The sequence below is a fragment of the Mucilaginibacter angelicae genome, from assembly GCF_042434235.1.
In the GTDB taxonomy this organism is placed as follows: domain Bacteria; phylum Bacteroidota; class Bacteroidia; order Sphingobacteriales; family Sphingobacteriaceae; genus Mucilaginibacter; species Mucilaginibacter angelicae.
Map to the genome: position 1 here is coordinate 173,637 of NZ_JBHLTS010000017.1, position 23,883 is coordinate 197,519.

The window sequence follows — 23,883 nt, forward strand, 5'->3', positions numbered from 1 at the left end:
TATAAAATCGAATGTCATTTCGAACGAACCAGCAGGGCTTGCGTTGCCGGGGTGAGGAGAAATCTTATACATCATGCTCTGAACCATCCATACGGCTCTACAAGGTGTATAAGATTTCTCTTTCGCTCCACCACTCGACCCTGCCCCTGCTCAATCGAAATGACATTTTCTTTTATTTAAAAAATTGGCCCACATGATAGTCTCAAAAGGTTTTTTAAATTAAAAGCAATATTTATTTTCAGCAATGAGCTTTGCAGCAATATTTCTTCGTGCCTGGGTCGTATTAATGTCCTCAGTTTTTGTGAAGCGCTTAAGGCCCATCAGCATCATTTTTCTTTCGTCGCCTTCAGCAAAGGAGTTTAGTGCTTCTTTACCCGATTTGGCTATATGCTCGGCAGCATCATTGATATACACCCGCATTATATCCAGCTGTTCTTTGCAGGCTTCTTCACCCCTTAAACCAACCAGCTTTTCTACCCTCAATTGCAACGATTCGCTCACATAAAGTTCAATCAGCATGTCGGCCAGGTTCATCAATACTTCCTGCTCCTTACCCAATTGTGTCATTAATTTCTGAACAGCCGCGCCGGCTACCAGCAATATGGCCTTTTTAAAATTGGCTATGTATTTCTTTTCTTTATTGAACAGACCATCCTCTTCAACTGCGCCAAAATCTGGGATGCTTACCAATTCACCGGCCACTTTCTGGGCCGGCCCCATGAGGTCAAGTTCACCTTTCATAGCACGTTTGAGCATCATATCAACGGTTAACAGCCTGTTAATTTCATTGGTGCCCTCGAAGATGCGGTTGATCCTTGAATCGCGGTACGACCTGTCCATCGGTGCTTCAGCACTGTAGCCCATGCCGCCATAGATCTGCACCCCTTCGTCGGTTACATAATCCAAAACTTCTGAAGCATGAACTTTAAGGATCGCCGCTTCTATAGCGTATTGCTCAGTCCCTTTCAATTTGGCTTTGGTTTCGTCAAGACCGGATGCGATTAACATTTCTGTAGCCTCCTCCATATTCTGGCTGGCCCTGTACACTGCCGATTCCGAGGCATAGGTACGGATTGCCTGTTCGGCCAGTTTATATTTTATAGCACCGTATTTGGAGATGGCTCGCCCAAACTGTTCCCGTTCGTTGGCATAACGTATTGATGAGGTGATCACATCCTTGCTTGCACCAACCGTTCCGCCGCCTAATTTGATACGACCGAGGTTTAGAATATTAACCGCGATCTTAAACCCGTTCTGCCTTTCGGAAAGCAGGTTTTCAACAGGCACCTTGCAATCATTAAAAAACACCTGGCGGGTTGAGCTCCCTTTAATACCCATTTTATGTTCTTCCGTATTAAGCGAAAGACCTTCGAAATCTTTTTCCACAATAAACGCGCTCAGGTTTTCATCGTCATCTATCTTGGCGAAAACAGTAAAGATATCTGCGAAACCCGCATTGGTGATCCACATTTTTTGACCGGTGATGAGATAATACTTACCATCAGCAGAAAGCTTTGCCCTTGTTTTACCCGAATTGGCATCCGAGCCTGCGGATGGCTCTGTAAGGCAATATGCCCCCTTCCACTCACCGCTTGCCAGCTTGGGGACATATTTTTGTTTTTGAGCATCGTTGCCATAGTATAATATAGGCATGGTGCCGATACCCGTATGTGCCGAAAATGCTACAGAAAATGAGTGACCAGCGCCCAGCTTTTCGGTAACCAGCATGGCAGTTTTAAAATCTTTTCCAAAACCACCGTATTCTTCGGGCACGGATATACCCAACAATCCCAATGCGCCTGCCTCATCCATTAAGTGACGCATTAATCCTTCCTCCTGCTCATCAATTCGCTGTAGATTTGGTGTTACCTGCTGTGCAAGAAAATTGGTACATGTTTCGGCGATCATCAACTGCTCTTCATTCCATTCTTCGGGAATAAAAATGCTATCCGCGGAAGTTTCCCTGATCAGAAACTCCCCTCCTTTTATGGCTTTCATCGGTTCTGTGGCATTCATAAAGTTTTTCTGGTTTATAATCAAGGGTAAAATTAGAGGCATTACCATGCCAAAGAAAGGGCAGCAATGCGGAGATATTAGTCAAAAAGTCGGAAATGATGAGGTGAAGGATGTGGTGTGGGGATATTGGTAGAAGTGTTTGGGGAAATTAAAAAGAGCGGGGGAAATGTGCGATTCCCTCCCTTGGGAGGGTGTAGGGAGGGGTTTGTTCGTTTGAAATGTTGCATAAACCCCTCCCTGCCACTACACAATTCCAACGCACCCCTCCCCGAGGAGGGAATTAAAAACTCTTTCGTAAGCCTATGGTGATAGGCCACAGGATGAACCTCGTAACGATCAAATCAATAACTACCAGATCAATGCGCAGATATCGCCCTGTAATCAGATGGCGACATGCCGGTGTGTTTCTTAAAATATTTACCAAACGAGGATTGATCGGGGAAATGGATACTCTCAGCCGCCCGGGCAATACTGATCTCATGATTTCTTAGCAATACCTTGGCTTCGAGAATTACGGCATCGTCTATCCATTCGCCGGCAGTCCTCCCGGTTACTTCTTTGATGGTTTCTGTTAAATGTTTTGAGGAAACATAAAGTGCATCGGCATAATACTGCACGTTGCGATGTTCTTTATAATGATGGAAAACCAGGGCCTGGAAAAGTACATTCAGTTCCTGTTTCCGGGTTTGCTTGCCTTTTATTATAGTGTGTTGCTTTTCATAAATAGCCTGGATCTCATAAAGCAACGTCATTAAAATGCTCCTGGATATTTCAACGTGGTACGGATGCCCTTCACGTGCCAGTTTTTGCTGGATCAGTAAATAAATTTCCAGTATCATTTTGGCATCGGCGCTGTCCGGATAGATCACGGGGATAGATGCGCTGTTAAAATAACTGAACGATTCAAGAAAATGGCTATTAACACTGTTTTCGATTAGAAAAGCTTTGCTAAAAACAACAAACCGGCATAAAAAATCGGCGCTGCTGTTGTAGATCCTCAAAACATGAAAAGGAGTTGCTAAAAGCATGGCATCCGGCCGGGCATCGTAGATTTGCAGGTTTACCTCAACCTTAGCTGTACCGCGGGTGCAAATACCTATAATATAGCCATCCGAACGATAGGGATATTCGCTCAAACTCAGTAATTGCTTTTCGTCAACAACAAAAAAATCGGCGCCGGCCAGCTTGTCCGCGTAAAGATCTGCAAATTTTGATAAGCTTAATTGTCCAACCTTATTATTCATATGATTCAATATTACAATTCAACTGCTGTATTAGTCAAAAAAATATAAAAAAGACAGTTGTAATTGGTTTTCCTTGTTTGATATTAAAAATAAGCTTTATCCGACTTTTTGACTAATATCTCCGCATTATAGACCTTTTTTTCTTTTCAATCCAAACTAATTTTATCCTGGCAGTTTCAAGTTGTAACCTAAATACAATTTCCTGTCGCGAACCAATTATAATTCTTATGAAAAAAATTTTACTATTGGTGCTCACCATGGCACCGCTGTTGGCTTTTTCCCAGGGTTTCCAGGTTAACCTGGGGGGGCAAAAGCAAATAGGTATGGGGCATACCGGTACGGGGATCGTACAGGATGGTGCTTCCATATTTTTTAACCCGGGCGCTGTAGCTATGCTGCCCGAAAATTATGTACAGGGAGGAATAAGTCCTTTATTTTTCAAATCTGTTTTCAACCCGGCCGGAACCTCCATACAGAATCACACTGCTAATAAGGTAGCAACACCCTTTGAAGCTTATGCGGTATGGGGACCTAAATCTTCCTTCTGGAAATTCGGGATAGGTGTTTATACCCCCTTTGGCGGCTTAACCGACTGGGGTAATACCTGGCAGGGTAAATATGTACTGGAAAGCCTTAACCTGAAAGCCATTTATATTCAGCCCACGCTAAGTATAAAACTGGCCGACTGGGTGAGCATAGGCGGAGGTTTTGTTTATAACCACGGTAGCGTTGATTTGACCCGGGCCATCCCCCTGGCAAACAGTAATGGCGAACCGGGCCAGGCCGAATTGAAAGGCGGCGGCAAAGGCTATGGATGGAATGCAGGTGTTTACTTCAAAACAGAAGCGGGCATAACCGTAGGGATCACACACCGGTCGCAGGTAAATACTACCATTTCGGCAGGCAATGCTATTTTCAAAGTACCGGCATCGCTGCAAAGCAGTTTTCCTCAACCTAATACTTTTAGCGCAACCATACCGCTACCGGCCACCAATTCAATTGGTTTCGGCTTTTATCCCCGCAAATGGATCCTGGCGCTGGATGTTAACCTGGTTAACTGGGATTCTTATAAAACATTATCATTTGATTATAAAACCAATACTGCGATATTACAGGATACCCATTCTGCCCGAAATTACCAGCAGGCGTTCAGTTTACGCGGAGGCGCTCAATATAAGGCTAACGATAAACTTGCCCTTCGTTTTGGCGGCGGTTATGCAGGCACTGCTGTTTTAGATGGTTACGTAACTCCCGAAGTTCCCGACGCAAACCGTGTTTATGGTACGCTGGGCTTAGGTTATACCGTAGCCAAACACCTTGATATTGATATCTCCTTTGAGTATGAGTACCTGATAAAGCGTACGCAAACCAATATCGAATCGCAGTTATCCGGAACATTTAAAACCGATGTATATATACCAGGTATCTCATTGGCCTATCATTGGTAACCCTTAAAGAAATTATTACATGAAAACGTTTAAACAGCATATTTTTATTATTGCAGGGTTACTGTTATTAAGTGCCTGCAAGCCTGAGATCCATACGCCAAAACCCTCTGCCGGCTCTGTTGATTTTTCAAGATACATCGCCTTAGGTAATTCGCTTACCGCCGGCTATGCCGATGGGGGCTTATATCTTGCAGGACAAGAGGTATCCTATCCCAGCATTATAGGCAAGCAAATGCAGTCGGTTGGCGGAGGAACATTTTCACAGCCATTATTCAGTACCGCCCAGGCTAACGGATCGGGTTATTTATCACTCACCGGGTTTAATGCGGATGGTACGCCTATCACAACACCAGTAACTACCAACCTTGCAATACGCGGAATACTTCCTGTCCCCGGTTTTGGAAATGTTACTTTATATACCAAATATACCGGCGACATTAATAACTATGGTGTACCCGGCATTAAGCTGCTGCATATCACTTACGCCCCCTACGGCAACCTTAACGGGTATTTTGAACGCCTGCTACCCGGTAATGCGCCAACAAACTCTACCACCTATCTTGGTTTTGTTATGGCCAAGCCGTTCACTTTTTTCTCAAACTGGCTGGGGAATAATGATGCTTTAGCTTATGCCACATCCGGCGGGGCGGGCGATGTGCTGACAGACAAAAGTACTTTTGCTGCCTTATACAGTGTATTGATAAACACCCTCACCGCCAAAGGCCAGAAAGGTGTTGTTGCAACTGTACCTGATGTAACCTCGATACCCTATTTTAATACTATCACCGTTGCTGCTATACTCGCCGGTGTACAGAAAGCGAATCCAGGTGTAAAAGCTTTGTATATTAATGCGCTGGTTTCGGGCAGTACTTATGCACCACGTGCGGCAACCGCTAATGATCTTGTCATACTTACCTTTCCTACAAGCAAGATCGGGCAGCCGGTTGCAACGCCTGTTGGCAATCTCCCATATGGTTTAACGCCATATACACCGATTGATAACCAGTATGTGCTTGACGAAAAAGAAGTGGCCCTTACCGCGGATTATGTTACTTCTTATAATAATACCATAAAATCTGTGGCGGCATCAAAAGGGCTGGCTGTATTTGATGCCTATACTTTTTTACAAAACATAAAACTGAACGGCCTGGTGGTTAATGGGGTTAGCGTTAATTCAAATTATATCAGCGGTGGCCTGTTTTCATTGGATGGCGTACACCTTACACCTCGTGGATATGCTATTGTGGCCAATGAATTTATCAAGGCTATTAACGACAAATACAACTCATCAATACCACAGGTAAATATATCAGATTATAATGGGGTTAAGTTTCCCTGATAGTCTTTAGTTCTAAGTCATAAGATGGTTTTATTATCCCCTCTTAACTTAGAACTTATGACTAAAATTATCCCGGGGCATTTTTAAGCTACACATTTGTATTGTCTGCAGATTGACTTTTACCCTTTTGCCCCTGGATAACCTCTTTTAACTTTTCGTTACTGTTGATAGTTTTTAAACCCTCTTCATAACCCATCATATAAATTTCCTCGGCGGCATCGACATCAAAAATACCATAGCCGCCTAAACCATGCGGTTCAATAACTATATCGCACAACATTTTACGCGCATTAAGACTCGAATTAATCGTTATCATGGCAGCCCTGTCAACCAGGTTTCCAAAGGATTTAATTGTTGAAACAACAGGCAAATGGTTACAACATGAACCTATGATCAGGTCGCAATTGCCTACCAATGGCTCAACAGGGAAATTATTGAGTATGCCTCCATCAACAAACATATGATCGTTAATGATAATGGGCCTGAAAATACCGGGCAAACAGCAGGAGGCTAAAATGGCTATATCCAGCTCACCCTCGGTAAAGTAAACCAGTTTTGCTTCTCCAATGTCGACAGCCGGAATGGTAACACGTGTTTTGAGGTTTTGAAAAGAGTTATGCGGAATGTATTTATTGATCAATACTGCGGTATGTAATATAGAGATCAATCCGTTGCTACCAAATGCCGGGCGTAACAACTTAAGCAGGCTGTTTTCCTTAATGATCCTTAAAATTTCTTTTGGTGCATACCCCTCTGCAAAAAAAGCCGCTGCTATTGCGCCCGCACTTGTACCAGATATATGCGAGAATTTGATACCATGATCGGTAAGGGCCTGCATCACCCCCAGGTGCGACACGCCTCTTACGCCGCCTCCAGACAACGCTAATCCTATCTTTTTAGAGCCATTTTGATCGATGTTTGTATTCATTGTGTATAGGTTATCATTAGCCGCTAACTATGACAAGTTAACTAAACATTGAGATCAATATATTACTTTATTCAAATAAGATAAATTTTTCCGTCAAATCATATTTCTATGCTAAGCAATGCCCCTACTTCTTCAAAACAACATAGCCTCAGCACTGCCAACACCCGATGTTGAACCAGCAGCCACCTCAGTTGCGCCACTCCTGTCATTGAGTTTTCTGATAACCTCATTATATCTACTATAAAAAGTTTCAGGCAGTTGCTCAAGTGAGCCTAATGAAAGCAAATCATAACAATAACATCATCGTTAATGCCTTTTTTCAGTATTTCTAAATATCAGTTGAGCAAAGAATGAGAGCAAATCATAGTGTTCAAGAAATCCCCCATGTCAATTTCTTTGAACGCTTTACCAGGGAAAAACACAGCAATTATTCACTTTTATCCTCCTAATTTTTATTAGCATATTTCGCTAAAACTCGCTCTACAACCATCAGGAAGCCGTAAATATGTTCAATTAATCTCCCGCTGTCTGTACAAATCCCTGATACATGCCCGTATCAGGGATTTTGTTTTTATATCCCTCTTTATCTATTCGGTAGTCTTTTGCCCTACAGGGCTCTTTTAATCAATGCGTCCCCATCTTCATACAGGCTCTCTAACATCGAAAGTACCTTCAGCAGAGGAGATTTTGACCATAATACATTCTATTTACTATTTATTTACAAAGTTTACATTTTAATTTACAATCCTGATTCCTTAAGCCGAAAAACATCAAAGTAGATTTGCCGTATCAAATTTATTAGGACATGAAAAACAAAAAAATGAAAAAATTATTTGTGTTTGTTCCGGCCGCCCTCCTGGTATTATTTCTACTAAATTCTTTTGTACTAAAAGAAAAGGAAGCGAAAAAAAAACCAACAGAAGAGACTAAATCAGGGCTTTTGAACATCGTTTTCAGATCTACTGATGGCGGAGAAACATGGCAGAACATTAGCGAAGGGTTGCCTGAAAAATTGCAGAAAGAAGGTGTGTGGAGTCATGGTTTATTTGCAAATGACCGTGGGCTCTATTTACGTACTGGCAATGGGGTTTATCACAGTGAACCAAATTCCACAACTACTTTTTGGACAAAAGAGATTTTCCCCGGTACACAGCGTGAGATTGCTCCTGGCAAGAATGGGATATTTGCATATAATTTCAGGGGACAATTTTTACATAAAATAAACGGCACGAGTGATTGGTCGCCCATGTATACGAATTTTCAGGAACAAGCCGTGCGCATAGACAAAACAATAGATTGGATGTACAAGAATTATAAAGAGAGGGAAGTACGCAGCGTTTTTGAAACTGCCGGAGGCACAGTTTTCATTAGCTCCAACAACATGCTTTTTAGATCTACTAACAGTGGAAAAACCTGGAAACAAGTGCACGTTGGAGACGGTAGAATGACATTGGCAGAGTCAAACGGTGTACTTCTGTCTACCAGCTATGAGGGAATATTAAGATCGACCGATGATGGTCAAAGCTGGGATCGTGTGATTAGTGAAGGCGGGGTTGGCATCGCTGTGGAACGTATTGAGGGAGGATTTGCAGCTATAGTAAACAACACAGTAACCAAAACAAACAGCATACACATTTCACTGGATAGTGGAAAAACCTGGAATACCATAGGCGAAGAACTTCAGCCTTCCTGGAATAGTTTATTAATGAAAAAAATAGGCTTACTTCAATCTTCATCGGATATTTTATCTATCAAACAAGCGGGCAAATATTTAATATGTGGTCGCTCTGATGGTGTATTCCGGTCATCTGACATGGGCAAAACATGGGAAAAACTGTTACTTCCTGCTATAGAAAATAAGGGCTTCAGTTTATCCGTTTCAGGCAACGTGATTTATGCCATGCCAAATAAAGGGTGTTGAAAAATTCTAAACTCCTATAATAAAATCGCAACAAAAAGCTCTTAAATCAATGACTTAGGGGCTTTTTTTATTTTAGCCCCCTCTCAAAAATCGCATATAAACACATAGCTAAGCCTGGCATCATCAGTACCCATCGTAAAGGATGGAGCGGTTAAAATTCAAAAAGGATGTAACGGAGCCATCTTTTTTGCGTCTTGCAATAAAAAGATCTGCCATGCGCTACGTTTTTCTCTTACTATTATTCTGTGTTGCTGTAAAGCACTCCAGGGCCCAGTCCGGTACTTACCAACAGATTGATTCTATTATGCAAACCGCTCATGAGCGGGGTATATTCAATGGTAATATCCTGGTAGTCCAAAAGGGTAAGGTCATTTACCAGCGCTCCTGGGGCTATGCTGATGGCAGCAGGACAAAAATGCTGACGCCGGACATGCGTTTTGATATCGGTTCCATCAGTAAAGAGTTCAATGGCACGGGGATCATGATCTTAAAAGAACGAGGCCTGCTCAGTCTGGATGACCCGATCAGTAAGTTTTTACCGGCTTTACCCGCCTGGTCGGCCAAAGTTAAGATCAGGAACCTGATCAATTACACGAGTGGCATCCCTCCCGTTGAAGGCAACGCACCGGAAGTTGACAGTGTGATCCTGTCCAAACTGATGTCGCTGAAAGCCTTGAGCTTTGAACCGGGCACTGCCTATATCTATAACCACTACAATGTATATCTCCAAATGCGCATCATTGAAAAACTAAGCGGGATGCCTTATGCGGATTTTATTAGAAAGCAGATCCTGATCCCCTGCGGCATGACTTTATCAGCGATTGATTATTCTTTAAATGCGGAAGATGCGGCGAAAGCCTTTGACAGCGAATATAAGGACACACCTTACCCTCCGGGTATGAGCGGCTGGGTACGTTTGCCGGTAACCGACCTGTACAAATGGGCAGAATGCCTGGACAGCTATCAAGTGATCTCCAAAGCATCAGTAAACGAGCTGGCTGCTAACTTTCCGGGTGGTGAAAGCAGCCTGGGAACGTCAGGGCTGGAGAACGGTGAATTGGTATGGCACCAGCACCAGGGCTCCAATAACAATTACGAGGCCCTTTATTACAGTAATTTGAAAGACCAGGTGACCATTGTGATGATGACCAGCAACCAGCAAATGAAAGTGTATGGAATTAAATTCGCCATTTTAGCGGCGCTGAAGGGCGAGCCTGTTATCGTACCGAAAAAATCGCTTTACCTGGAAATGAGGGCTAAGATACTGGCTGATCCTGACCGGGGGCTTGCTTTTTACAGGGATCTGAAAGCTAACCATCAGGACCAATATGATTTTTCATCCGAGATCCCTGACCTGATCAGTACAGGTAAATATTTGGAACGGCGGAATAAATTGGATGATGCGGTTAAAATATTCACGGTAGCTGTTGCTTTAAATGGCAAAGCTGCGGATATTTCGTATGGCTATGAACTGATCGGCGAATGTTATTTCAAAAAAGGCGACAAGTCCCGTGCTACAGAAAACTATACCAAGGCGCTGGAGATCGATCCTAAAAACAAGAATGCGGAAGGTATATTGGCAACGCTTAAAAAGACGCAGCCCTGATGAGGCAATGCGTTATCGGCAACGGTCGATATATGTTTATTGAACGATTTATTGAGTAGTCTAATTTATACTTTTTAATATATTGAAAATCAAAAACTTACACGCAAGGTTCGATTCCCGCTTTGAGTACTATTTTAGACAAGTTGTCAATTTTATTGACAACTTTTTTTATGCAAGGTTGACCATCTAAACAGGCGTTTCTAAAAAACATCTAAATTTTGCACTTAATTTTTTCCAAGTTTTTCCATAATTTGATCCTGCATTTTCTTTTTAAAATCGTCATCAAGTTTAATACCCCTGGTGACCTGCGGCTCATTGAACAGATTATGAACCAATTTATTAATCACTATACTTTGTTGCTCAAACATCCGACACTCGGAGCAACCCACCAGGTGTAGCTTCAGCTCCGATTTCTCACGGATAGTTATACTGCCTACCTGTTTTTTCTCAATAAGCCATGTCGCTTTCCTGCAATTGTTGACAATATTTTTTAACGTATTTTTCAAACCGGGTCTATGAAACGGTGAATTGCTTCATCGGCGTTATCTTGAAATGAGGTATTTTTCAAATCAGTGTAAAAAGCACTCTGGTCAACCACGTCCCCCGATAACTTACCTTCTTTACTTGCATAAAAAACGCCGCTTTTAAATCGCTCATCCGAAATGCCATCTACAAAGCGTTTAGCACCTATTTCTAACGGATGCACCATTCCTCCAATCAATGGGAATACAATAGGCATCATCAAATACTTCAACATAAATTTCATTGCCGGGGGCAAGCTATCTGGTGCATTAGTTCCGCCCGTGTTCCCGGGACTTACAACAACAAATTTGAAGTCTGGATATTTTCTTGCCATTGATAAGGTCCACATTGTTACTGCATATTTGACATATCCGTATGCTTGAATTGCTTCGAACTTATCACCAAAATATGATCCATCAAGAACAGCAGCAAACTCATCTACAGAAGAAGTCTTCATCGCAACCGGTTTCATTCCGAGCATCTTTACTCCCGGTACAGCTTCCGCACTTACTGATAGTACTGTTTTTTTTAATAAATCACGTTTTATTAATTCTTCCACTAAAATTACATTCCCTAAAATATTCGTAGCTGCTAAGTAATTCATACCGGAAGTTGTAATTTTCGCGGCCGTTTTGCCAACTACTCCACCTGCATTTAAAATTATTGCATCAATAGGTTCCTTTATTTCTTCTACTGCTTTTCTTACGGAATTTGCATCCGCAACATCCCCAATAATAATTTCAAAAATCTCTTTTCCCGTTTGCTCCTCAAGGTCTTTTTTTGCTGCTTTGGCTTTCGATTGATTTCTACAGAAAAGAATTACCTTTTTTGTTTCTTTTTTCAATGCTAACTGTCGGGCAGCTTCTTTCCCGATCCCAGCATTTGCTCCGGTTATTAATATGCTTTGGTTCATTTCTCTATCCTTTAGATATATTTAATTCGTTTATGCAATAGTACGACTATCGAAATAATTAACCAAGCAATTCAACTATTTTATTACGAAAATGGAATAGTACGATTAACGAATTAAATAAACAAAAAAATATTAAAGCTTAATTGAAGTGACGAGTTGAGCGAGATTAGCAATAAGTGTTGCCTGCTCCGTTTCGCTCAAATGACCTAATACCTTTTTTGCCATGATTTCTCTCCGGTTTTTGAATTCTTTATAAGAGGCTTTTCCTTTCCGGTCAAGTTCAACTTTTACGACGCGCCGGTCGTCATTAGAATTATACCGTAAAAGGAATTTATTGGTGACAAGCTTATCAACAATGGTGGTCAAAGTACTCAGTGGCGCTTGTATATAATCAGCTATATCACTCATTTTGACACTCCTTTTTTCCCCGATAAATGCGATAATAAATAATTCTTTTTCATTGAGATCACCACATATCTTGCAGCAATGCTCGGACTCACTTTTTATCGCATTATTTAAGTTGAACATGACGGATATGAACTTTTCCGCATTTCCCGCTTCTACTACCATATTGATTTTTTTAACTGAACTTTAAAATTTTAAAGGATTACTGTCCGCTACAAAAATAGACGATTAAATTCAAAAAATTTAGTGCTCCTTAATCCGGCATTTCCCTTTTATCCGACATTATCAGTTTAAGCTTATTAATTAAAATTATGAACTAAAATTCGACTACAGTTCTTGGATTTCTACCTGTTCCTTTGCTTTTTGATCGTAAACCAGGAATTTGACCTTTTACTATATCATTAATTCTCCAGGCATCCTTTGAAAGAACTGCATAGTTAGCACCGGTTCAATCAAAAACAGATTAGATATTTAAAATCAACCCCAATTACCAAACAGAGTGGCTAAACGTTTCAGGTCATCTAAAAATTGGTTCGTGTGGACATCGGGATTGAGTACTTGAAAATGAAGCGATTAGGTAAAAGACACTAATCGCTTTTTTATTGCCTAAAATTTCCGGGAAAACATTGGTCGAACATTTTCCTTATTCTTGTTCTCATTCAGAAACCCCATTTTCATTAAACGAATCGATCCTGAAGAAGTAAGGAACCATCCCTCCTGCCCGTTGTTGTTATTTTTTCTCCGAGTTCTTTCCCAACCATACTCCTTTGCGTGATGTTTTATAAGAAAATATGCGGGGCGCCAATAGTAACAAACTTAAAATGGATGAGGGAAATACTTGTTGTCTACCTCTCCATTTTCAAACAAATCCACTATGGCATATCCGGGCGGCGTTTCCCTGTAATAATATTTACCCGCCGATTGTTTATCCCCATCTTCCCACCAAAATCCGCTAAGCGCGCCATTGCAGTAATAATAAACGCCATCGTATTCAGCACTATCCCTCAAGTGAATATGACCACTCAGACAGGTGATCTTTTTATCTCTATGCTTATAAAACAAATCGGTGATATACCTGGAATCGGTATGGTTACCACCTTCCATGATAGTACTTACGCCTAAAATGGGGTAATGGCTCAAACATAATACAGGTGTTTGAGGGCGCAAAGCTGCTAAATCATCTTCAAGCCATTTTCTTTGTTCAGGATCAAGGGAACCGGCATTGTCATTATTACTGTCAAGTACCACAAAATGCCAGCCTTTTTTGTCAAAGCTGTAAAACCTGTTCGGAACCTCCAATTGCTTTACCACATATGATTTACCATACATCGGGTCCTGTTTATCGGGCGCAGCCCACCACATATCATGATTGCCCAGGCAACTAAATACCTCGTAACTTTTAAATTCTCCCCTTAATTGCTTCCAGATATTCCATTGCTCGCTAACCCTGTCGCGGGTAATATTTCCATAATCAGCGGCGTAAATGGAATCTCCTCCATTCAGGAAAAAATCTACATTGTGCTTTTTGATTTCCACCAGACATTGACGAAAACGCTCGGGCGCGTTATACTCCGGGCGAATATGTACATCAGTGATATGAGCTATACGCAATACTCTTTTGCGCCTGTACTTTTTTTCTTCGGCAGAAACTATTGAAGTAGTTGTGGCCAGCGCGGCAGTGCCAACCGTCAATCCTATATTTTTTAATAAATCTCTTCTTTTCATAAGTTTTAAAATTGTTTCAATTAGTTATAGTAAACTTATTTCGCCGAAATAGTTCCATCCGCATCAATCAATAAGCGGCAACTTTGCCCCGATTTGATTGCAAATTTTGGCCATTGTACAAAAGCCGTATAACCAAGTGGCTTTTGCGCCTGTATAGCTTTTTCTGCAAATACAGCAACATTCGCGTCAAACGAAGTAGGGTTCTTTACTTCGATTAAAATTTGCCTTCCCTTTTGGCTGATCAGCTTAGCTTCTACATGATCAAAAACAGTTACTTTCTTCTTGTCGGTTTGTACATAAATTCCGGGAAGTTCCAATGCCATTAACATCCCATCGGTTTCAGTCCATGAGTTGCGGGTATTAATAAAATTACCCACGCTGCCTTTTCCCTCTGCATCACTTGGCTGGATTCGTTCCATACTGGAGCCAACCAAATTGTTTGTGGTGATATGACCAGGTGGGATATTTACCGCTTCAGCATGGGCATGCTGAATATCGCGGATAAGGTCCGCATATTTGGCATCACCGGTTGCCCGGAACAATTTAAACAGATAATCACCTGATGCGCAACATATTCCCGGCGCTGCATGTTTGTTTTGTATACTTGCCCACACAGCACCTGCCATATTACATTGCAGTTTCCCTATCTGGCTTTCTGATGGAAACACCGGGTCATAAGAAAGTGTCCAGGTTGAGCACAGCGCAGCCTGAACCTTTGCTTTTTCTAACCAACTTTTATCCCCGGTAAAATTGTATAATGCCATTAACGATTCCATAAAACCAAAAGCCGATTCAGAATTGGCATCCATGGAAATATCACCACAGTCACCGCCGGTAAGCCCTTGTTTCACAACATCGCGGTTATAATAAAAACCAGCCGACTCCTTAGCAACCTGCAACCATTCCGGTTGTTTAAAATAGTCGGATGCAATGGCCAACCCGGCCGGTGCAATAGCGCCGGCTGTGGAATTAAATACTGCGATCTCGCCTGTTTCGGCTGCTATATACTGGCCAAACTCTCCATGTGCTTTCCAGGTATTGGCAAAGGCGGCAGCCAATCGTTTTGCCGCGGTTTCCCACTCCGGCTTTACCACACTACCATAACCCTGGGCTTTGAAAAGCAGCAAATGCTTCATCAGCCACAGGAGGGCATCGGCATTTTTGCGAACCATTGCCTGAGGCTCAGGAAAATCAGGGCTCATCTTTTCAGCGAGTAATTTCCCATCAGCAGTTATCCCACCATAAAAATAACCGCTTTTGCCCTGAAGCTTGTTTACAACAAAATCAAGCTCTGCGGCAACTCGCTGCCGTTCTTTTTCATTATTAAGGGCAAGCATCGGGTAACTGTTCATCATTCCGCTCACCCAGCCTAATTGAAAATCCTTATTGTTTTCAGGCAAATAATAGCTACCTGCCGGTACCCTGACAAAATTATTACTGCAAATGGTAGTAGCAAGTTCCAAAAGCTTACTCATCGGAAGCTGGTTACGGGGATGATTGGAACCTGTAAACGTTTTCCTAACCTCCATAAATTTGGTGAGCAGATCGGGAATGCTATTCGCAGTAAAAACGTAGACCCTAAATTTCAAAGCCAACTGATCTCCTTGCTTCCAATCAGGTGCATGATCTCCGCTTGGATGAAAATCGCCAAAGCCGGGTGCTTGTTGCCTGACTGCAGGAGCCGAGATGGCAAATACACAGCTATCTTGTGTCTTATTTTCAGAAATGGTCATTCCGTGATTGCCAAATTTTGATTGCTGGTCAGTCAAAATAATAACCCCCTTTTTTTTAGCAGGAGAAAAAAAACACATCGCCGGAGTAGCGGCATTACCCGTTTGTAATTCGATCGCGGAAGCTTTCCCTTTTTCTATCGATAATCTTGGGTTATTAGAAATAGTAAGCGGCACCTGAGCATTATAATACATATCCTTTGTATATGCCGGATTATAGCCATTTCCGACACTTGCATACCTGTTGCCATTATATATGCTGGCCGGAACCATTACATAATTATCACGGCTCCAGTTGCCAAAATCAAAAGAAACCCCAATCGCGGTAGAACTGGCTTTACCGCGGGTAAGAACTATACTGGCTGTGATATCCCTCGCTTCGGGATGGCCCATTACAGGTTTATCTTGCAATTGTAACTGCCAGGTATTAGTCCCGGCTTGCAATTTGCCTTTCTCAAATTGTTGTTTTGCGATCAATCTGACACCACCAAATTGGCTGATGCTGAAATGCATATTACCATTTAGCTGTTTCAGCATGTTTTTTGTTAAACTGGTTTGTACCTGAGCCCTTACGCATGCGGACGTCAGAACAAAAACTATTAACGTAAATGCGTATTTCTTGAAATTTACAATCATTGTGGTTCGGGACTTATTAAATTTTGAGCGGCATTATATTTTCTGACCTTCTCCCTTAGTAACTACAACAAGTTCAAATTTGATATTATCGGCAGTATTGGGCTGTAACGCTTCAATCTGAATTTGCGATTTCCCTTTCGGTAATTTCTCCCCGGTATTTTGGGCTATCTCCTCTATTTTCTTCCGGTTTCTATCAGCAGTATAACAGGATCCGTTTTTAAAGATGATAAACTGGCCGTCGACAAGCTTTTTGGCAACTGTGAATACCTTGCCATCCGGCAGGGTGATCTTTAACCCGCCGGCTTCTACATTTTTGGGGGTATGGATCTGTAAGGAAAACTCCAGCGCCTGCGGTTCAAATTCGTTGATAAGCTGGTAAACATGTCCGTCCGGACTGAAAGATTGTTCAACGAACCTGTTCTCCTTTATCGGGAATAACAGGAAAAATCCTTCCCCCAACTTTTCCAGGTGGAATTTATAACTAAGATCCTTCAACCTATCCTTAAGAGCCTTGGTAAAAATACCGGCCGCCCTGGCATCTTCCCAAACCCGGTAAGCTTTAAAAATAGCGTCTTTCTCCGCGCAATTCTCTACAGACCTTTGGTTCAAGCCCAGCATATAATTTGCGTCCCAGCCTATTGATTTTGCCTGTAAATTTTCGGCATCAGCCACCGTCCAATCGCTGCTAAGGTTGATAATCCCAAAGGTTGCAGGTAAATAGCTGCTTTGGAAAACGTACCGCATATCCTTTCCTTCTATCCCCCATTTGTTTAACACAGGATTAAACATATTGTCTCCACCGCCAACATTGCAAACACTCATATAATGCCAGCTTCCTTCGTTAACGGCGCTGCCCATAACACGCAAATATTTACCGCCATGCTGCTTATAACTTTCAAACAGTTTACCAAAAAAACGTTTAAATGAGTATTGGCCATGCCCCTGATATATACAGCTTTCCAAACCGTCAAAATCAACATAATCCATATGGCCCTCTGTTAACCATTTGCCATAATAGTCTGCATATTTTTCCTGCAAATTCATATCCGGGGCAAAACCGTGATAACAGTTTGGCTGTAGTTTTACAATAGTTGTTCCTTTCTTATACGTTCCTTTTTTGGTTCCGTACAGTCCCCTTTTAATGTGCAAAAATGTATAGGGCCTGGTTTGGGTGATCCCATTATATTCAATTAATTCCTTTCCAATTTTCAAAACATTGGTATGGTTTCCTTCCCAGCCGCCGTACTCGTTAAAATAAGCCTTATCTGCTACGGTAATAACGCTATCCTGTTCAGACAGATCTTTTGAAATTATAGTACGCTGCATGATAGCCAGGCTATCGCTCGGAATGGGGGTAACGTCACTATTACTTCCAGGCTGCAGGAATTCGCAAAGTGTATGCAAACCGTACCTGATGCCATTTTTTTGCATTAGTGCGCCATATTGGGCAATGCTCATTTCGGGCGAATTGTTAAAATTTACCGTCTTGCCTGCCCAGCGATTGGCCGGGTTCGGATAATATTCGCCCATCCCCTCGTCCTGTACGGCGTGAAGACCAAGTTGCTTTGTATAGGTCATTAAACTATCATGCGCGCCGCTCCAGGCAATATCAGGCCGATAAGCTTTAGGATCTTTGACCCATTTGCCGTCAATTTCAGGGTGTGGTAAACCTTCATTCAGCACTATCTTTTCAATAGTGTGCAAACCTAATGAATCAGGGCAGGCATAAAGCGCTATCGACGACCCGATAAACCCCGCATTTACAGGTAAAACAAGCTGATAACGGGGCGCGTTCACTTTGGGGTCAAGCCCCGGAGGCAATACAGGGAAACGGATCATCTGCTCTTTCCTGCGATCCCTGGAATGCATGCAGATGCTTGAACCAAATGCAGGTTCAAGTTTGGCGGCGTCGCCGTATTTCATTCTGAAATACTCTTCAGGATGCGAATAAAAAGCAACGTCATTAATCCCATCGCCACCGATGGTAAAAACCTGACCTTCTTTAAGCCCCGGAGGCAGGGGATATTTTACAGGATCGGGAGAGTGAATGAAATATGACATGAACGACATATCACCGCCCGAAGGCGGGCCATCCGTAGTATTGTCATTCAGGCCAAGCATCCCGATGGCAAAATCATCACTTCTTACCACCCCTATAATATCTCCAATTGTTTTTGAAATATTTGTTTTATAAGGCCCCCAAACAATATTATCTATATCACCTGCCCTGCTGAGCGATAACAGTTTGAAACGCAGGTATTGTTGCTTTTGATCGGCTTTTATTTTGGCTTCTGAACCATTTGAAAATGTTAAGAGGATCTCGTTTTTACTTTTATTATAAATTGCTTTCTGCGGTAATATGTATTGCCCGTTACGGTACAATGACATCAATGCGGATGATAATCCTTGTGGGCAATATTCTCTTTTTGTATTACGGTCTGCTATGGATGTAATAAACCCTTTGCCGTTTATTGCTATTTTGGCGTATTGGGTTTGTAAATTGATATTTTGTGCATGAAGTACACCAACGTATGAAAGCGTAAGCACTACGCATGCCATAACGCGAATAAATTTTAAATAATTCATTTAGTGATTGTAATTGGGGAGGATGAATAAAACCGCAGTTACCTTTGTTTGGCAGCCACGTTGTTCAAGCACCCGGTTTTCTAATAATTAATCTTTAAAAAATGGAGCCGAATTTAAAAACAGGGCCCTTATCTCTTCTTTATTTAAGATCCGGCTGAATACTTTTAAATTAGCCAATAACACTGAAGCGGAAAGATGGCCGCTATTGCTTCCAATTGTTTTTAGCGGACATACAAATTGCTTTTCAACAGTATCTGTTTCGTTGCCGTTGATATATAATGTACAAGAATTATGGCCGCCGGTTAAAGTTATTTGCGTCCATTTATTTGCCGGAGCACTGCTATTAAATATTTGACAGTAAAAATCTTCACCGTCGCCGGCGTATTCTTTGTACCCAACTGTCCGGGCTATGCCAATACCCGTCTTTTGGGATTTCTTATCTTTAAGGTTCAAAAAAATTGTTCCGTAAGGAGATTCGAACAACACCGTAGTTGTGTCGGAACTATCCATGTTTTTTACGCAGAAACTCAATGTCCATGGTTGTTCAAGTTCATCGGCTTTTAAATTTAGCTTAACAAAATCATGTTTACCAAGCGCCAATACATGCATTGACTCATAACCGTTTAAAGGCTTTATTAATTGCTTATTTACAGCATCGGGTAAATTGCTTTTTTTAAAAAAAACATCAACGATGGCATCGGAATTTTTGGGATTTTCCAATAACCTTGTGTCGTTTACTTGCGGTATATTTTTTAAGCTAACGGTTCTCTTTATAAAATCATCAAAAGTAGGTGACATTTTATTACCCCACAGCTTTTCGGCCATTACCGGTAAGGCTATCGCAATCTCTTCTGCTGTTTCATGGTAAGTAAAACCCATAGGCCCAAGATCATTCCATACGTGCAACTTTGCCCCTAACAAATTAGATTCGCCTGTATTCAGTTGCTGATCAGGCCCAAAATCATTAGGCGCCCATTTTTCATATAAAAACTTGTTGTCTACGCCATAGTAGTTGGCCCCGGGAACAACATATAACCATTCATCTGTGGATTGGACCAATTGATGCCCTGCTTTAATCTGTTCTTTGGCATCCTTACCCAACCACATATCAATTACTATGTTACTATCAATAGGTGTAAATCCTATCATCTGGTTGTACCCTGACCATATCATTACTTTTTTACCCTTACCACCTATGTATTTATTGAAATGGTTGATGTAGTTGCAAAAGCCTGCCGCAAAGGCCTTACGATCTTCCGTTGTTGATGCTTTTTTAAACCTGTATTCGTCGGTTCCGATATGAAAATAGGGTGACGGAAATAACGGCACAAACTCGTCGTATATCTTTTCCATCATGTAGGTGGTTTTGGGATTCAGTACATCTAATTGTCCATCCTGTAAATCATCATTTTTTAGTTCGGGCGCAATATCCAAAATACTCATGGCATGGGCGGGCGCATCAATTTCCGGAATGATATTTATACCACGATCGGCAGCGTATTGTATCAAATCTTTAATTTCCTGTTGCGAGTAAAACCCATCTTTTGCCGTTAGTTGAGGGTATGTTTTACTTTCGATCCTAAAAGCCGCGTAGTGTTCGCCATGGAAAGCCTGGTCGTTTAAATGCAGCTGCAATTGATTCATTTTATACCAACTCATGCGGCATATGTATTCTTTCAATTGGGATATAGGGAAAAATTTTCGCCCGACATCCAACATAAAGCCTCTGAAAGGATAAGCCGGAATATCTGAAATAGTATAACATGGAATAGTTTGTTTATCAGCGCTCTGTTCAATTAATTGCAGCAATGTCCTGATGGCATAAAAAACACCAGCCTCATCCATCGCCTTTATAGTAATCTGCTCGGGCTTTATTTCCAGGTTGTAAGATTCCTTTTGAAGTTGAGTTACCTGCCCCTTAGGCATGATTTTTATAATGATGCTGTTTTTTCGTACATCTGATTTTACCCTAATCGCGTGCTTTGTGGATTGCAATGCATTGAGATCTTCACGGAATATTGCAACAGTTTTTTGCGTTAATACGGATGGTTTAAATTTGAATGCCGTAGATGCATTGATAATAAAACTTCCGCTACCGGCCTGCCATTCGTGAACTGCCGGAATAACGTTTGGCGCAATATTATTCACCTGTGCATGCAGGGCCGATTGCATTAAGAAAAAGAAGGTGATGTATATGATTGTTTTTTTCTTTGAGATCATTCGAATGGATTTCGATATTGTTTTTAAATAACAATTGAGGTAACTGAAAGATAATAGCTTCATTTTGCCACAATTGTTACAGCGGCAGCTTCTAATCCATCACTATTTACCTTTACCCTGAATTTACCTTTCATTCCTTTTTTTGTGCGGACGATAACCAGCGCTAATCCATTGAACGCCGGGCGCTCATGGCTTTTGAAGGAAATTAAACTGGTTGCGTCGCCGTTATCTGTCGCGACAATTTCACCCGGCCCTTCCACTATAAATTTTACTAAAGGATGCGATCGCGGTACAATCAACCCTTCTTTATCTTCTACTTTCACAGTAATGAAGGCAAGGTCGTAATCATCGGGCCCAATCACAGTTCTATCGACCGAAAGAGATAGTTTTGCCGCCTGGCCCGTTGTTTTAATTATATCCGTAGCCCATTCCTTACCGTTTTTATAAGCAACTACTTTAACGGTTCCCGGCTCATACTTTATGCTATCCCAAATCAAACGATAATCCACATCGGGCTTCTTTTTTTTGCGTCCCATGCTTTTATCGTTGACAAACAATTCAGCCTCGTCACCTGATGTATAAACATGTACCGGAATATTCTCCCCAATTTTTTCTGCCCAGTTCCAGTGCGGCAGAATGTGTACCATAGGCAACTCCGGTCTCCAGTGTGATTGGTATAGATAAAATCTGTCTTTCGAAAATCCCGCCAGGTCTACGATGCCGAAATAACTACTGCGCGAGGGTGGGTTATGAATTCGCATTTCCTCCAGTTTCTGTTCCAATTCAGCCTTTTTGGAAGGATCATTCCTGAAGTTAAGCAGGTTTGTTTCATCAGAACCATAAGGCGTTGGTTCGCCGAGGTAATCAAAGCCTGTCCAGACAAATTCGCCCAAAAGGTTAGGAAATTTAGCATTAGTGCGAAACTGCTCATCTGGACTACAACCCCATCCGGGTTTTGCGGTATCATATGAGGATATCTGCCAGTTCTGATATTCCTTCTCCCCAAAATACTCCCCTCTTGAAGACACACAGGAAGCTGTTTCACTGCCTATAGTGGGTTTATTCTTGTAACGCGGGTCTGCATCCCATTTAGGTTGTTGACTAAAAAAGTAATTGACACCCATAACATCTAATGCTACAACCGCGCCGGATTCCCTACCGCCATCGGGATCATTATAGCCATTGGAAATTGGACGTGTTGGGTCTTCCTCATGCACAACGCCGGCAAGATACTTAGTCATCTCCACATCCCGCTGATCCATTACCTCATTACCGATAGACCAGATAAATACAGAAGGGTGATTACGGTCACGATGAACCATCGCCTTCAGATCCTTTTCGTTCCACTCATCATAAAGTTGATTATAGTCAAGCTTTTTTTTCCCATGTTTCCAGCAATCAAAGGCTTCGTCCCAAACCAAAAAGCCCATTTGATCTGCCAATTCGAGTAATTCAGGTGCGGGTGGATTGTGAGATGTGCGCAATGCGTTGCAACCCATTTCCTTAAGTATTTTGAGCTGGCGTCTTAATCCACTGATATTAAAAGCAGCGCCAAGCGCGCCAAGGTCGTGGTGGTTGCATGTGCCCTGTACAGCTACCCTTTTGCCATTGAGCAAAAAGCCTTTATCGGCAGTAAATTGTAATGTTCTGACACCAAAAGGAGTATTATAAATATCCACCACTTTCCCATTTACAATTACCGACGTTTCGGCGACATATCGGTTTGGTGAAACAATATCCCAGAGTTTAGGGTGAAATATAAATGCCTGCAAATTGGTTGTAACGCTATCTCCAGCGCCTATTCTTATTACCGACCTTTTTGCAGAAATTACTTTTGCCCCCCGCTGGTTGCTTGCGTTGAGTTCATATACATCGGTACTGACAAGTGCGTTTACTGGTATTAGCCCCTGGTTATCTACCGAGATGGCTAATTTTACCTTAGCGGCATTTTTACTGATTTCGGGGGTGGTAATATAGGTGCCCCAATGCCCAATATGCACCTGGTTTGTTTTTACCAGCCAAACGTGCCTGTAAATGCCCGCGCCCGGATACCACCGCGAGTCCCACTTCTCCGTATTCAGGTTAACTGCTAAAACATTCTCTCCGCCAAATTTCAAATAGGGAGTTAAGTCCATGCGAAATGAACTGTAACCGTAAGGCCACGTGCCAAGATAATGACCGTTAAGCCAGACCCTGGCATAGGCCATTGCCCCATCAAAATCAACAAATATTCTTTTGCCACGATCTGCTTCCGGAATATTAAAATGTTTACGGTACCAACCGATGCCTTTCCAGGGTAACTTACCGGTTTCGCCGGCAAGATCCATACGAAACGGCCCCTGAATTGCCCAATCATGAGGTAAATCCAGTTTTTGCCAGGATGCATCGTTTACGGCAACCTGCTCCAGTCCCTGAGGTTCTGGTATCGTTGTACCTTGCGGCTGCAACCCAAATCTTGAAAAAAGCCAATCATTATCGAAAGACCGCCTATCTGATGCCCCCATAGTTACAATGGCTTTGGTATTAATGCCGGCCCGGGGTTTAGCTGTCTTAATTTGTGCAAAGCCAATTTCAGGCTGGCCAATGCAAACCAACAGCGCCAACATCCCTGTTAAGAGAAAATTTTTCATTTTTAAAATCAAAA

15 protein-coding genes are annotated in these 23,883 nt (G+C 42.0%); 4 read left to right on the forward strand and 11 right to left on the reverse strand.

What is annotated here, in order from left to right:
* Nucleotides 1-219: 219 nt before the first annotated feature.
* Entirely contained in the window at nucleotides 220-2,016 is a 1,797-nt protein-coding gene (locus ACFFGT_RS05765; protein ID WP_377021554.1) for an acyl-CoA dehydrogenase FadE, read from the reverse strand.
* Nucleotides 2,017-2,372: 356 nt separating this feature from the next.
* On the reverse strand, nucleotides 2,373-3,260 hold the full coding sequence (locus tag ACFFGT_RS05770; protein WP_121228044.1) for a helix-turn-helix domain-containing protein: 888 nt from the start codon (nucleotides 3,258-3,260) through the stop codon (nucleotides 2,373-2,375).
* Nucleotides 3,261-3,487: 227 nt separating this feature from the next.
* Here ACFFGT_RS05770 and ACFFGT_RS05775 point away from each other — a divergent pair, with 227 nt between their 5' ends.
* Nucleotides 3,488-4,708, forward strand: coding sequence for an OmpP1/FadL family transporter (locus ACFFGT_RS05775; RefSeq protein WP_377021555.1), 1,221 nt, complete (start codon nucleotides 3,488-3,490; stop codon nucleotides 4,706-4,708).
* Nucleotides 4,709-4,727: 19 nt separating this feature from the next.
* Complete coding sequence (locus ACFFGT_RS05780; protein ID WP_377021556.1) at nucleotides 4,728-6,047, forward strand: SGNH/GDSL hydrolase family protein; 1,320 nt, start codon at nucleotides 4,728-4,730, stop codon at nucleotides 6,045-6,047.
* Between the two features lie 88 nt (nucleotides 6,048-6,135).
* Here ACFFGT_RS05780 and ACFFGT_RS05785 read toward each other — a convergent pair whose 3' ends face one another.
* Nucleotides 6,136-6,975 carry a patatin-like phospholipase family protein gene (locus ACFFGT_RS05785; RefSeq protein WP_377021557.1) on the reverse strand — a complete coding sequence of 280 codons (840 nt, stop codon included), beginning with the start codon at nucleotides 6,973-6,975 and terminating at the stop codon, nucleotides 6,136-6,138.
* 805 nt (nucleotides 6,976-7,780) lie between these two features.
* Between ACFFGT_RS05785 and ACFFGT_RS05790 the strand changes: the two genes are divergently transcribed.
* Nucleotides 7,781-8,896, forward strand: a complete 1,116-nt coding sequence (locus tag ACFFGT_RS05790) for a WD40/YVTN/BNR-like repeat-containing protein (RefSeq protein ID WP_377021558.1) — start codon at nucleotides 7,781-7,783, stop codon at nucleotides 8,894-8,896.
* Nucleotides 8,897-9,200: 304 nt separating this feature from the next.
* Entirely contained in the window at nucleotides 9,201-10,502 is a 1,302-nt protein-coding gene (locus ACFFGT_RS05795; RefSeq protein WP_377021559.1) for a serine hydrolase domain-containing protein, read from the forward strand.
* A gap of 224 nt (nucleotides 10,503-10,726) precedes the next feature.
* On the opposite strand, the gene ACFFGT_RS05800 is transcribed toward ACFFGT_RS05795, so the two are convergent.
* From ACFFGT_RS05800 to galB, 8 genes are all read right to left on the reverse strand, one after another.
* Nucleotides 10,727-11,008 carry a hypothetical protein gene (locus ACFFGT_RS05800; protein WP_377021560.1) on the reverse strand — a complete coding sequence of 94 codons (282 nt, stop codon included), beginning with the start codon at nucleotides 11,006-11,008 and terminating at the stop codon, nucleotides 10,727-10,729.
* Entirely contained in the window at nucleotides 11,005-11,937 is a 933-nt protein-coding gene (locus ACFFGT_RS05805) for an SDR family NAD(P)-dependent oxidoreductase (protein WP_377021561.1), read from the reverse strand. The genes ACFFGT_RS05800 and ACFFGT_RS05805 overlap by 4 nt, the downstream gene beginning before the upstream one ends.
* 132 nt (nucleotides 11,938-12,069) lie before the next feature.
* Nucleotides 12,070-12,507 carry a MarR family winged helix-turn-helix transcriptional regulator gene (locus ACFFGT_RS05810; RefSeq protein WP_377021562.1) on the reverse strand — a complete coding sequence of 146 codons (438 nt, stop codon included), beginning with the start codon at nucleotides 12,505-12,507 and terminating at the stop codon, nucleotides 12,070-12,072.
* A gap of 651 nt (nucleotides 12,508-13,158) precedes the next feature.
* The gene (locus ACFFGT_RS05815; protein WP_377021563.1) at nucleotides 13,159-14,067 is read right to left on the reverse strand and encodes a metallophosphoesterase family protein; all 909 of its coding nucleotides are present in this window, start codon (nucleotides 14,065-14,067) and stop codon (nucleotides 13,159-13,161) included.
* 35 nt (nucleotides 14,068-14,102) lie between these two features.
* Complete coding sequence (locus ACFFGT_RS05820; RefSeq protein WP_377021564.1) at nucleotides 14,103-16,334, reverse strand: hypothetical protein; 2,232 nt, start codon at nucleotides 16,332-16,334, stop codon at nucleotides 14,103-14,105.
* Between the two features lie 132 nt (nucleotides 16,335-16,466).
* Nucleotides 16,467-19,019 carry a hypothetical protein gene (locus ACFFGT_RS05825; RefSeq protein ID WP_377021565.1) on the reverse strand — a complete coding sequence of 851 codons (2,553 nt, stop codon included), beginning with the start codon at nucleotides 19,017-19,019 and terminating at the stop codon, nucleotides 16,467-16,469.
* An 87-nt stretch (nucleotides 19,020-19,106) separates the two neighbouring features.
* On the reverse strand, nucleotides 19,107-21,239 hold the full coding sequence (locus tag ACFFGT_RS05830) for a family 20 glycosylhydrolase (protein ID WP_377021566.1): 2,133 nt from the start codon (nucleotides 21,237-21,239) through the stop codon (nucleotides 19,107-19,109).
* Nucleotides 21,240-21,298: 59 nt separating this feature from the next.
* Nucleotides 21,299-23,869, reverse strand: coding sequence for a beta-galactosidase GalB (galB, locus tag ACFFGT_RS05835; RefSeq protein ID WP_377021567.1), 2,571 nt, complete (start codon nucleotides 23,867-23,869; stop codon nucleotides 21,299-21,301).
* Nucleotides 23,870-23,883 lie beyond the last annotated feature (14 nt).